Source organism: Jeotgalicoccus halotolerans (assembly GCF_003387165.1).
In the GTDB taxonomy this organism is placed as follows: Bacteria; Bacillota; Bacilli; order Staphylococcales; family Salinicoccaceae; genus Jeotgalicoccus; species Jeotgalicoccus halotolerans.
The window spans coordinates 50,808-62,838 of the sequence record NZ_QUMW01000017.1 but is presented as its reverse complement, the minus strand read 5'-3'; the positions used below and the strand labels follow the sequence as shown (position 1 = coordinate 62,838).

12 protein-coding genes are annotated in these 12,031 nt (G+C 40.2%); 2 read left to right on the top strand and 10 right to left on the bottom strand.

What is annotated here, in order from left to right:
• Window positions 1-103 precede the first annotated feature (103 nt).
• Together DFR63_RS11955 and DFR63_RS11510 are read left to right on the top strand one after the other, a co-directional pair.
• The gene (locus tag DFR63_RS11955) at window positions 104-268 is read left to right on the top strand and encodes a hypothetical protein (RefSeq protein ID WP_245954188.1); all 165 of its coding nucleotides are present in this window, start codon (window positions 104-106) and stop codon (window positions 266-268) included.
• A 105-nt stretch (window positions 269-373) separates the two neighbouring features.
• The gene (locus DFR63_RS11510) at window positions 374-1,003 is read left to right on the top strand and encodes an acetamidase/formamidase family protein (RefSeq protein WP_245954187.1); all 630 of its coding nucleotides are present in this window, start codon (window positions 374-376) and stop codon (window positions 1,001-1,003) included.
• Between the two features lie 114 nt (window positions 1,004-1,117).
• Here the strand turns inward: DFR63_RS11510 and DFR63_RS11505 are convergent, their stop codons facing one another.
• The 10 genes from DFR63_RS11505 to purD all read right to left on the bottom strand — a co-directional run bounded on the left by DFR63_RS11505 (window position 1,118) and on the right by purD (window position 11,961).
• Complete coding sequence (locus DFR63_RS11505) at window positions 1,118-1,783, bottom strand: potassium channel family protein (protein ID WP_115886092.1); 666 nt, start codon at window positions 1,781-1,783, stop codon at window positions 1,118-1,120.
• Between the two features lie 24 nt (window positions 1,784-1,807).
• A complete protein-coding gene (locus tag DFR63_RS11500; RefSeq protein WP_115886091.1) occupies window positions 1,808-2,833 on the bottom strand; it encodes a cytochrome d ubiquinol oxidase subunit II in 1,026 nt (341 codons plus the stop codon).
• Complete coding sequence (locus DFR63_RS11495; RefSeq protein ID WP_115886090.1) at window positions 2,830-4,212, bottom strand: cytochrome ubiquinol oxidase subunit I; 1,383 nt, start codon at window positions 4,210-4,212, stop codon at window positions 2,830-2,832. The genes DFR63_RS11500 and DFR63_RS11495 overlap by 4 nt, the downstream gene beginning before the upstream one ends.
• A gap of 121 nt (window positions 4,213-4,333) precedes the next feature.
• A complete protein-coding gene (locus DFR63_RS11490) occupies window positions 4,334-5,632 on the bottom strand; it encodes an MFS transporter (protein ID WP_115886089.1) in 1,299 nt (432 codons plus the stop codon).
• Window positions 5,633-5,712: 80 nt separating this feature from the next.
• A complete protein-coding gene (gene ptsP, locus DFR63_RS11485) occupies window positions 5,713-7,437 on the bottom strand; it encodes a phosphoenolpyruvate--protein phosphotransferase (protein ID WP_115886088.1) in 1,725 nt (574 codons plus the stop codon).
• Window positions 7,437-7,703 (bottom strand): phosphocarrier protein HPr, encoded by a 267-nt coding sequence (locus tag DFR63_RS11480; protein ID WP_115886087.1) that lies wholly within the window; start codon window positions 7,701-7,703, stop codon window positions 7,437-7,439. The genes ptsP and DFR63_RS11480 overlap by 1 nt, the downstream gene beginning before the upstream one ends.
• A 57-nt stretch (window positions 7,704-7,760) precedes the next feature.
• On the bottom strand, window positions 7,761-8,237 hold the full coding sequence (locus DFR63_RS11475) for a hypothetical protein (protein ID WP_115886086.1): 477 nt from the start codon (window positions 8,235-8,237) through the stop codon (window positions 7,761-7,763).
• A gap of 64 nt (window positions 8,238-8,301) precedes the next feature.
• A complete protein-coding gene (locus DFR63_RS11470; protein ID WP_115886085.1) occupies window positions 8,302-9,195 on the bottom strand; it encodes a formimidoylglutamase in 894 nt (297 codons plus the stop codon).
• On the bottom strand, window positions 9,173-10,432 hold the full coding sequence (auxA, locus tag DFR63_RS11465) for a lipoteichoic acid stability factor AuxA (protein ID WP_245954186.1): 1,260 nt from the start codon (window positions 10,430-10,432) through the stop codon (window positions 9,173-9,175). The genes DFR63_RS11470 and auxA overlap by 23 nt, the downstream gene beginning before the upstream one ends.
• 254 nt (window positions 10,433-10,686) lie before the next feature.
• Window positions 10,687-11,961 carry a phosphoribosylamine--glycine ligase gene (gene purD / locus DFR63_RS11460; RefSeq protein WP_115886084.1) on the bottom strand — a complete coding sequence of 425 codons (1,275 nt, stop codon included), beginning with the start codon at window positions 11,959-11,961 and terminating at the stop codon, window positions 10,687-10,689.
• Window positions 11,962-12,031: the final 70 nt, after the last annotated feature.

Below are 12,031 nucleotides of genomic sequence, written 5' to 3'. Positions count from 1 at the left end.
TTCGTTGGGATTTCGGTGTTTTTTTATCTCAACACCTCTTTTTGGTCTTTAATCTGATTTAATCTATAATGAGAGAAGAATGTATTATTAAGGAGGAATTTTAATGGCAAACCATAAACTTGCAAAAGATAATCTTTTTTATGCAATGAGCAAAGAGAACGAGCCGAAGTTAACAGTTGAGCTAGGAGATACTGTCGACATTGAAACACACGACTGCTTTACAGGGCAAATCACTTCCGAAGAAGGTTCTTTCGGCGGCCTTGACTAGGAAAGAATTAATCCTGCAACAGGACCGGTTTATGTAGATGGCATTAAAGCTGGAGATGTTTTAAAGGTAACAATTAACAGTATTGATATTTCCGATACCGGAGTTATGGTGACCGGCCCCGGTATGGGCGTGATGGGAGATACTCTGGAAGAAACCCTCGTCCGTGTTTACGATGTTAATACTGAGAATAATACAGCCGATTTTAACGGCTTGCCGCTTCCAGTTAATAAGATGATCGGTGTAGCTCCGCCTGATGAAGCAGTGAATAACGGAACTCCTGGTACCCATGGCGGCAATATGGATTGCCTGAAAATAACAGAAGGCATCACTCTGTACCTGCCTGTCTACCATGACGGTGCGCTGTTTGGTCTCGGTGATGTACATGCTGCGATGGCTGACGGCGAAGTCAGTGTATCAGGGCTTGAAGTCAGCGCGAATGTTAATGTAACATTTGAAAAAGCAAAGAATTTACCGACTGAACATCCGGTAATTATTAATGATGAAGGTATTTACCTGAATGTTTCCGATGAAAGTCTCGATGCGGCTGTCGATACTTCAGTTCATAAAATGGCTGAGCTGCTTCAGCCGAAAACTGATTTGAGCATGGAAGAATTCACCATGCTGATGAGTCTTGCCGGCCATGCTCAAATTAATCAGGTCGTTGACCCTAAAAAAACAGCACGATACTTCATGCCTCAATATATTCTCGATCATTACGGCATTGAATTTAACTAGGACGATTTGAGTGACACTGTCGGTTCCATACTGTCACTCAGCACTAATTATTACTTCTTATAATAAAAACAGCGCCTCCTTTCTCCAAGAGGTGCTGTTTGACGTTTACTGTATTTATTTAAGCCGCTCCATAACTTTTTCGAAATGGTTTAGCTGCTGATCACTGCCTATAAGAATCAGTATATCTCCTCCAAGGATGCTGATCTGAGGATCCGGACTCACGATAATGTCATTATCTCTGTTGATTGCAATAATACTGATACCGAATTTTTCTCGGATATTTAAATCGCTTATACGCTTGTTCTCCAGTTTTGCGTTCGCACTGTATTCAATAATCGAGTGACTGGTCGATACTTCAAGGTACTCGACAACAGATGAGGATACGAGTCTGTGAGCAATCCTTCGCCCCATATCCCGTTCAGGATGGACGACTATATCTGCGCCGATTTTTTCAAGTACCCTGCCATGATAGGAATTCTGAGCTTTAGTTGTTACTTTTTTAACTCCTAGATCTTTTAAAATCAATGTCGATAAAATACTCGCCTGGATATTATCTCCGATAGCAACGATGACATTATCATAATTATCAATACCGATACTTTTCAGCATTGCTTCGTCTGTTGAATCTCCAATAATACCTTCAGAGTAATAATCCTGATATTCATTGACTCGTGCTTCGTCCGTATCAATAACGAGGACATCCACATCCATTTCACTCAGTTCCATGACGATGCTTCCGCCAAATCTGCCCAGTCCGATGACTGCTATTTCTTTTTTCATAGTATCAACCTATCCTGTATGTTACTAGTATTTTTTCTTCCCTTTCACATAATCCTTATCAAATAAGAACAGTCTTACCAGCAAGAATAATGATGGAATTAATAATAGTAAACCTAATACGAAGACGACTGTCAATGCAAATGCCATATTTTCGTTAACAACAGCATCATTAATGTTTATATACGGATAAAGAATGTACGGCAGCTTGCTGATTCCGTAGCCGTAAAAGGCAAATCCGTACTGAAGCATTATCATAATGAAAGCTGTACCGTAGTTGCGGCGCTGCCAGATTAAGAAGACCCCAATCAGCATTGCAAGAAGACTCAGTCCAAATAAATACCAGTAATTCTGAGCACTCATAAAGTGTTCATAGTTATGCTGTCTCAGTCCTAAGAACGTAAACTGGGTAATCACGAGCGTTGGCAAGGTCCAGATTAAAAACCAGGTTCTCGTTAATTCACTTGCTTTCTTATCCTCAGCTTTTGCAGCATAGAACGTTAGAAAACCGCTCGAAATATAAAGCACTGAAATAATTGCGAGAAAGACAACCGACCAGCCGTAAGTGCTGAAAATTAAATTTTCAAAGTTTAAATCGATGCCCGTGGCAGTTTCTTCTATATAACCGCCTTCTGAAATGACAAGTGCAATCGACAGCGCCGCCGGTATAAGAAGTCCTGTTACACCGTACAAGGCTGACCACGACAGCTTGCTTTCCCGGTTATATGAGTTAAACGCATAATATGAGCCGCGTATCGACAGCAGTATCAGAGCAATCGACCCCGGAATTAATAAGGTCGTACCTAAATAATATGCTGTGTCCGGATAAAACCCGACAATTCCAACGAAGAAAAAGACGAAGAAGACGTTTGTTGTCTCCCATACCGGACTTAAATACCGTGAAATAATCGGACTGATGATGTTATCATCACCTGTCAATTTTGAATAAAAGTTAAAGAATCCGGCACCGAAGTCAATCGATGCGATGATGACATAGAGATATAAAAAGGTCCAGAGTACAGTTACACCGATAATCTCATAATCTGGGCTCATGGCAATTGACCTCCTTCACCTTTCGATATAATGCCGGTTTCTCCATACCAGTTTAATTTATCTTCTTCAGCTGATTTGCCTTTAAACATTCTAAGCAGCACATATATACATGTCGCTCCGAGCACCATGTACAGGAGTGAAAAAGCTATCAGCGTAATACCTAAACCGTCTGCTTGCGTCACCGCTTCAGACACTCTCATATAGCCTCTTACAATCCATGGCTGGCGTCCCATTTCTGCTAAGAACCAGCCTGCTTCTATCGCCAGGAAACTGAGCGGACCGGCGAGGGCGTACATATAGAGAAGTGCCGGATGGTGCTCGTGTATTTTCGTCCACCGCTTAGTAAATTTAACGATAAAGTATACAGCAGCGATACCGAGCCCGTACATTCCGAAGAATACCATTAAGTCAAAGAAGTAATGGATAATCAGCGGCGGATGTTCATCTTCCGGTATATCATTCAGTCCTGTCACTTCAGTATCGAATGAATTTCCTGCGAGGAAGCTGAGTGCCCGTGGAATACGCAGTTCATATTTAATCTCCTGCGTTTCCTCATCTAAAATACCAAACAGTACTAAATCTGCATTTTCTTCTGTTTCAAAGTGCCATTCAAAAGCCGCAAGTTTTTCAGGCTGGTGTTCGTGCAGGAACTTCGCTGTTAAATCTCCTGCCAGCAGTGTCAATCCTGCCATAATTACTCCGATTGACATCATCACTTTTAAGCCTTTTTTGTGATATGTTTTATCTTCTTTATGTGACGATCTGAGCAGTTTAACGGCACTGATTGTCGCCATCAGGAAAGCAATCGTCATATATGCTGTAACAACAACGTGGAATACTCTCACCCATGAAGAAGGATTGAACATTGCGGCAATCGGATCAATATTTAAAAGTTCTCCGCCTTCAAAGTCAAATCCTGCCGGTGTATTCATAAATGAGTTCACCGTCGTAATAAAAACCGCCGACAAAGTCGAACCGATAACAATCGGTATATTTAACAGCCAGTGATACCAGGGATTCTTAAACCGGTCCCAAGTGTATAGAAATATTCCGAGGAATATTGCTTCAAAGAAGAACGCAAAGGTCTCCATAAACAGCGGCAATGCTATAATTTGACCGCCGAGTCTCATAAAGTCCGGCCATATCAAGGACAGCTGCAGGCCGATTATCGTCCCGGTTACAACACCGACTGCAACGGTGACCGTATAACCTTTTGCGATACGACGTGCCATCGTTAAATACTGTGCATCTTTCTTTCTCAGTCCTAAAAATTCAAGGACCATAAATACTATTGGAACACCGACTCCGATAGTAGCAAAAATTATATGAAAGCTTAAAGTCATTCCGGTTAAAAGGCGTCCAATTAATACCTCATCCATTTATACTCACCCCATATTCGTACCTACCATTATAACTGTTTTACCGTCATCTATTAAATGCTTAGGTTTAAAATTTAGTGACATATTTGTGAATAAATTAACATGCTTTAGCTCTAAGTTTCTAAACCGCCTGATTTCGGGGTATTTTTACTCTGCTGTGGAAGTACAACCCGATTATTACCATCACAAGCAAACTCGTTATCGCAGTCCGCGATGCAGCGGTGCCGAAATCACTCAATACCAGAGTGATTGTACCGTAAATAAACGGTCCGGCGATGGCGCTCATTTTCGCACTGAAGGCAAATAAACCGAAGAACTGTCCTTCTTTGCCTTCCGGTGACAGCTCGATAATAATAGTTCTTGAAACTACCCAGACAGATCCCATCGCTATACCGAATAAGCTGGCGGCAATCCAAAATGTCCACATCGGAAGCGGCAGTGCCGCAATAATAATAGCAGCAGCAAGAAGCAGTCCAATGATGCTGAATGTCGGTTTGGAGCCGTATTTTTGGTTGATAAACCCAAAGACCAGAGCTCCCGCAATACTGAATAAGGTTGCGACCATAAAAATGATTAAAAAAGCACTTGCTTCAAAGCCGACAACGGTTGTTGCATACGGCTGCATCATTGCGATTGCTGTTGCAAGAGCGTCATTAATAAAAAAATAAGCAATCATAAAAAAGAAAATCGAAGGATATTTTTTGGCTTCTTTAAAAGTATAATAAATATCTTTATATCCTTTTAAAAATGGCCGCTTCACTTTTACCTTCTGTTCAGGATCTTTATTAATGAAAAATAAAGGCAGAGCAAACAGCAGAAATAAAATACCGCTCAGCCAGAAGGCATTATGAATGCTGCTGTCTCCAATTATAATTAAAACGGAAAATATGCCGAATAAAGTACCTAAATATCCCAGTGCTACACCGAATCCGGAAATTAGAGGCACTTCTTTTTTGCTGCCGAGCGATGACAGCATGCCATCGTAAAATACGTTCCCTGAACTGTATGTAAATTTAGCAAATACAAACAGCAGTATCGTTAAAAATAAACCGTTCGGAATGCCGAATATCATTCCGGTATTCATGCCGCCGAAAAGCCCCATGAGTACAGAGGCCCCGACTGTCAGCAGTGTAAATATAATGATATATTTTTTTCGTTTACCTGACCTGTCCATCAGTACTCCGAATAAGGGCGAAAATAAGATCAGAAACAAAGCACTGGCAGCATTGGCATAGGCAATTACTGTTGAAGATATTTGCTCAAGCCGCGCATCTGTTCCAATTATTTCGGTTATGTACTGAGGAAAAAACAAGGTAACTATATTGGCGGAAAAAATCGTATTTGCAAAATCAAATAAGGCCCATGCAAAGATAGACAGCGATAAAAATAGAACGGCCGGTCTGCGGCTTTGTTGATGCATAAATTAACTTCCCTTCACTTTTTGTAAAAAAGACATGTAGAAACCTTCTACATGTCCAGAGTACTATACAATATTTAAGATTAAGTTAAGTTTAAATGTTCTTCAATTAAATACAGAACGTCTTCTGCACTGTCACATGACAATACACTTTCACTCAGCTGTTCCATATCAGTTTTTTTAATTTCGGAGATATATTCACGTATTCCAAGAATTTTTTTCGGGCTGACTGACAGTTCATCAATGCCGAATCCTGTCAGGAGCGCGATAGACTTATGATCGCATGCCATTTCACCGCAGATGCCCACCCATTTATTATTATTCCGGCCGCTGTCGATAACCTTTTTAATCAGACCGAGTACACTTGGATGATAAGTCTGATATAAATCACTCACCTGTTCATTCAAACGGTCCGCAGCCATCGTATACTGAATTAAATCATTTGATCCGATGCTGAAGAAATCAACGTGCTTAGCTAGCTGATCGCTGATCATTGCAGCAGAAGGAGTTTCGACCATAATACCCGCTGCAATTTCACTCAGTTCTTTGCCGATTTCAGCTTCATATTTTTCTTTTTCTTCTATCAGCAGTGCTTTTGCTCTATTAAACTCGTCGATTGTAGTGACCATCGGAAACATTACTTTTAAGTTTCCGTGTTCGCTCGCACGTATAAGCGCACGCAGCTGTGTTTTAAAAATTTCTTCATTTTTTAACAGAAAACGGATGGACCGCTCGCCTAAGAATGGATTACTTTCTTTAGGCAAGTTTAAATAAGATAACTCCTTGTCTCCGCCAATATCAAGTGTCCGGATAATTACCGGCTTATCATCCATATCCGAAAGTACAGCCTTATATGCTTCGAACTGTTCTTCTTCGGACGGCAAATTCATCCTGTTCATATAAAGAAATTCCGTACGGTAAAGTCCAATGCCCTCTGCATCGTTGCTGCTGACATCGTTAAGATCTTCCGGTCCTTTAATATTGGCATAGAGGCCGATATTAATGCCATCGAGCGTTTTTGTTTCTTTACCGATTAAATCTTTTAATTTTTCTTCCCGTTCTTCCTGTGCTTTCTGCTTTTCACTATAAGCCGCCATTTCAACCTCTGTCGGCGAAAGCACAATATCTCCTTCGAAACCGTCGATAATTATATCCTCTCCGTGCGTCACTTTAGAGAGAATATCCGGCACACCCGATATGGCCGGGATATTTAAGCTGCGGGCAATAATAGCCGAATGGCTGGTCATTCCCCCTGCTGCTGTAATGATACCTTTAATATACTTACTGTCTAATTGTGCTGAAGCAGATGGTGTCAATTCATCTGCAACGACTACTACAGGTTCGTCCACGTGCGTTAAATCCGTCAGCTGCACACCTTGAACATTTGCTACTAAACGCATACAAATGTCTTTAACATCCAGTGCCCGTGCTTTCATATACTCCGAATCGAGTGATTCGAATTTCGTAATATACACTTCACCGGCCAGCCGAATCGCTTTTTCAGCATTGTTAAAGTTATTGATGCTGTTAATAATATGCTCATTAAAACCCGGGTCATCCAGCATCATAATATGCGCATCGAAAATTGCTGCGCTGTCCTCATCGAGGTGTTCGCCGACATTTTCCCGAAGTTTCCGCAGCTGGATATGAGCTTCCTGAATACTTTCCTTGTATGCTGATATTTCTTCTTCAATTTGATCAGCATCGATTTCTCTGTCCGAGGCTTCGATATCTGTTCTTTTTGAAATAAATATGCTTCCAAAGCCGATTCCTTCACTCAATTTTAAACCTGTAATAATTTCTGGCATTATTCAGTCAGTCCTTCGCTAGATAAAGTTTCGGAAATTGCTTCAATTGCTTCTTCCTCGTCTTTGCCGTCCGCGTAAATGGTTACTTCTGCACCTTTGCCTACTCCTAATGACATTACACCCATAATTGATTTTAAGTTAACTTTTTTACTGTTATATTCGAGTTCGATATCCGATTCGAATTTTGTTGCTGTCTGCACCAGGATTGTTGCCGGGCGTGCATGAATACCCGTTTCGTCTATAATTAGAAATGACTTTGTTTCCATTATGTTTTCTCCTTTAAGTGTGGATTTCTCAATGATTACACTTATTTTACACCACTTTTAGGATTCATGCACAGAACTGTCTATATTTTTAGATTTTAAATACTCTACGCATTTATCAATGTGGTCATAGCCAAGCTTTTTCATCAGAAAATAACTGATTAATGCTGTTGAACCCTGAGTCACCAGAGGTACTACTCCGAAACGTCCCTCTGCTTTTTTGTTTTTCTTGCCTAGCTTATTCACTGCGTAACCGATAGTTTTCCGTGCGACAAATTCCCCGCCGGCACTGGACATCATTACAGCAGCTCTCGTTTTCATATCATCGGTGTATTTCGATACTTCATCATGTGTGATATCGAATATATCTTCAATGTCACCGGTAATCTCATTCATTAATTTCATATCTGTACCAATGTCGAGAAGCGGTATAGGCAAAGCTGCCGCTAAGGCAGATCTTCCTGCTTTTGATTTCACCAGCTCACGGGCTTCTTTTTCCAGTTCATCAATTTGTGTATTTGTTAATGGTCCGGTCATAGTTAAATACTCCTTTATTAAAAAGTTATATTATATGCTATACCCGTTTTTAAATTTTTAGAACTTAAAATGATGCTCTGACTGATAAAAACTTATGGATAATGCTTGCAGCCATAGCACTTGTCTGATCGTTAATATCGAGCGGCGGCGATACTTCCGACACATCAAAACTTTTAAGGTTTGGAAGAGTTGCGAACCTGCTTATCAATTTATGAATTTCTAAAGGAGTATAACCGTTCGGGCTCGGCGCACTCACACCCGGGGATGCCGACTGCTGGATTGAATCCATACATAAAGTCATCAGCACAGCGTCGTAATTCTCCAGCTGTTCTGCTACCTTATCAATGGCATCGGTTTCTCTGACTTCATCAATCGTATAATACCGGACGCCGAATTTATCAGCTGTATCATACAATTTTTTTGTATTTCCCTGCGGCTGCAGGCCGAGACAATAGTAATCCGCTTCCTGATCCGCAGATAAAATCTGATGGAACATGGTTCCAGATGATGGTATTTCGTCACGTAGATCTAAGTGAGCATCAAAGTTTAAAATGGCGATCTTGCCGCTGAATGCCTGTCTCCCACCTAAATAATGTCCATAAAACGTTTCATGACCTCCCCCGATAATAATCGGAAAACTGTCATTTTTGTAAATCTCATACACAGCATCTCCGAGACTCTGCTGTGACTGCTCCAAATTTTCTGTACCTATAATTGTCCCGAAATCGTATAAATCATTCATGAATGCATAGGAACTCATTTTTTCACGGACTTTAAACGGTCCTTCTGCTGCACCGACCGTGCCTTTATTGCGTTTTACACCTTCATCTGAACTGAAGCCTGTAATGACCGGCACGCCGGATTCTCCATTATAGTCTTTAATAACCTGATGAATTCTCTCGTGAACAGCTTCGTCATCGGTACGGCCGTTATAGTTATACTTTTCTATCCGGTTCATTTTTATCTTCCCCTTTAAATTCCTTAAATATGCTGATGAATAAAAGTGGTGTCAGCAGAAATACTAGTAATACATTGAACGGTAAAATAAACAGTGAAAGCTCGACATCTTTAAAGAGTGTGATATACAGACTGACTGTCACATTCAGCCAAAGTATGAAAATGACGATCATCTGTCTGTGATAGTATCGTTTTTTTACCAGATTCATAATGGTGAACACTAAATATAAAACTGCGAGCATCAGAGTAATAAACAAATTAACCCATTCGTAAATCGTCTGCATCTGATTCAATTTGAAGTAACCTTCGACGAATACACCGTTGCGGTTATTAAATTCTAAAAAGACGAAAATCAGTACGATAATCCCAAATAGTATTTCTAAATAGTTGACTTTAAACCAGGAAGGCAGATCCGTTTCAAAGAATTCTTTCAGCTTATCCAGAATCTTGTTGCGGAAATCATACAGTTTCTGTGAAAAGCCTAAATATTTGTCGGGAGCAAAGTTTTTTTTGCTGCTTTTCTTTTTATTTAAACGCGACAGTTTTTCGGGCTGCCCATCCGCCGGCTTTTTCAGGAGGTTGTTCGCCTTCAGCAGGAAAACTCCAACCCATAGAGCCATGAACGATGATATCCAGACAAGTGCAAAAAACAAGTTAATCGACAGCACATCTGTTGGAGATATTGTTGACTCTATATTTGAATAGACTGCATTCTGTGTAAAGAAATATGCAATACCATAGAACAGCAGAATAATCATATAATGTTCTTTGCGGTGGTCGGGATTTAAATATTCATTAAATACACTGAACAGTAAATGAATAATAAAAGCGACTAGAAACAGCAAGGCAAACAGACCGTAAACCTGCGTCATTAATATAGTCGTCACGACAAACAGTACCAGCGATAAACCGATAAAGAAAAAGGTCAGCGGCACGTCGTATTTAGTCGTTGTGTTAATCCACGAGCCAACCTTAAACATAAACAGGCCAAACAGAATAATCAGTATACCTGCAATAATCGGAAATCCTCCAATCATCATGGACAGTATATTCGATACCTCGACGAAGAAAGCATTAATTAAATCAAAAACAGTTTCGATTTTATCTTCTTCGACAGGTACTTCTTCATTTTTAATCTGACCGGTGTTAAACAAAATAAAAAGACCTAATACTATAAAAAATACACCGAGTATAAAACTTATAATTACTTCACTGCGATTTCTGAACTTACTTATCATCTTGTCACCTCAATCGTATTTATTATATAAAATCCAGGTATAAAAATCATTCTCCAGCATATTGATGTTTAAATTTAATTTTTCCGGTTATATATCTTATAACAGATAATAATTATAATATTGATATCAGCTAAAAACTTTCGAACAATATACTTAGATTTTCACGCACATAATCACGTATGATAAGGAATAATTATATCATTTAATTGTTCTATACTCATGTAAAAGAGGTCGGCTTTCAGCCGACCTCTTTTTTATTTTGATATTAACGCACGATGACCGATATCAGTCCTGTAAAAGATTTCTTTCTTATCGAATTGTATTTCTTCAACGCTGCTGTAGGCTGCTTTCAGAGCTTCTTCAATCGTCTTGCCGGTTCCTGTTACGAGCATAATCCGGCCGCCTGAAGAAATGTAGTCACCTTCTTCGGTCTGCGCCAGCCCGCTGATAAAACTCCGATCCATTATTTCATCTGTAAATGCAATTCCAATACCCCGCTTATACTCATAAGGATAACCTTCTGTCGCGAGCATCACACCGACAGTGTAACCGTCTTTCCATTCAATGCTGAGCGGTTCTTTCCTCTGCACTTTTTCGAGGATGCATGCAAAATCGCTTTCTATCATAGAAAGCAGCACCTGCGCTTCCGGATCACCGAATCTCGCATTGTATTCAAGTACTTTAACACCGTCATCAGTAATCATAGCGCCGAGGTACAGTACTCCAAAATAGCTGAGCCCCTCTTTAACCATCGCCTCTGCTGTCGGTCTTATAATTTTTTCAATGGCTTCCAGCCTGACTGCTTCACTGATATGGGTGACAGGTGCATAAGCCCCCATGCCGCCGGTATTAGGTCCTTCGCCTCTGCCAAAGGCGCTCTTATGATCCTGGGCAATCACTTCAAATGTGTGCGTATAATCTTCATTAACCATGACCATTAATGAAAATTCTTCACCTTGTAAATATTCTTCAATCAGCAGCGGTTCCATCACATCATCTTCATCAGACAGCACTGCGAGTTGCTCCAGCGCTTTTAAACCCTCTTCTGTGTTTTCTACAATGACGACTCCTTTGCCTTCCGACAAACCGTCTTTTTTTATAACATACGGCGGTACTGCCGATTCTATATATTTTTTTGCTTCGTCGTAACTTTCAAACACTTTGAAATCGGCTGTAGGAATATTATATTTTTTAAGCAAATTTTTTGTAAAAGATTTACTTGTTTCCATACGGGCTTCTTTTTTACGCGGCCCGAAAACAGTCAGTCCGTATTCATCAATTAAAAAATCTGCCAGCCCAAGTGATAGTGGCCCGGCATCCCCTATGACGACCCAATCCACTTGTTTTTCAATACAAATTCCCGCAATCGCATCAAAGTCATCTTCATTGACGCGGTACATTACTTCACATATTTCCCGCATACCTGCATTTCCCGGTATTGCGTAAATATTATTAACGCTTTTTGAATTTGCCAACATCTTGACAATGGCATGCTCTCTGCCGCCTTTGCCAATCACTGCAACGTTCATAATTATTCCCCTTTCATAATGTCACACTTATGTAATATGAACTTAACATTAGTATAACTTAAATAGGTAA

What these genes read in the sequence shown, in the direction of transcription:
- DFR63_RS11955 (WP_245954188.1), top strand. Translation starts at nt 104, where the DNA reads ATGGCAAACCATAAACTTGCAAAAGATAATCTTTTTTATGCAATGAGC.
- DFR63_RS11510 (WP_245954187.1), top strand. Translation starts at nt 374, where the DNA reads ATGGTGACCGGCCCCGGTATGGGCGTGATGGGAGATACTCTGGAAGAA.
- DFR63_RS11505 (WP_115886092.1), bottom strand. Translation starts at nt 1,783, where the DNA reads ATGAAAAAAGAAATAGCAGTCATCGGACTGGGCAGATTTGGCGGAAGC.
- DFR63_RS11500 (WP_115886091.1), bottom strand. Translation starts at nt 2,833, where the DNA reads ATGAGCCCAGATTATGAGATTATCGGTGTAACTGTACTCTGGACCTTT.
- DFR63_RS11495 (WP_115886090.1), bottom strand. Translation starts at nt 4,212, where the DNA reads ATGGATGAGGTATTAATTGGACGCCTTTTAACCGGAATGACTTTAAGC.
- DFR63_RS11490 (WP_115886089.1), bottom strand. Translation starts at nt 5,632, where the DNA reads ATGCATCAACAAAGCCGCAGACCGGCCGTTCTATTTTTATCGCTGTCT.
- ptsP (WP_115886088.1), bottom strand. Translation starts at nt 7,437, where the DNA reads ATGCCAGAAATTATTACAGGTTTAAAATTGAGTGAAGGAATCGGCTTT.
- DFR63_RS11480 (WP_115886087.1), bottom strand. Translation starts at nt 7,703, where the DNA reads ATGGAAACAAAGTCATTTCTAATTATAGACGAAACGGGTATTCATGCA.
- DFR63_RS11475 (WP_115886086.1), bottom strand. Translation starts at nt 8,237, where the DNA reads ATGACCGGACCATTAACAAATACACAAATTGATGAACTGGAAAAAGAA.
- DFR63_RS11470 (WP_115886085.1), bottom strand. Translation starts at nt 9,195, where the DNA reads ATGAACCGGATAGAAAAGTATAACTATAACGGCCGTACCGATGACGAA.
- auxA (WP_245954186.1), bottom strand. Translation starts at nt 10,432, where the DNA reads ATGATAAGTAAGTTCAGAAATCGCAGTGAAGTAATTATAAGTTTTATA.
- purD (WP_115886084.1), bottom strand. Translation starts at nt 11,961, where the DNA reads ATGAACGTTGCAGTGATTGGCAAAGGCGGCAGAGAGCATGCCATTGTC.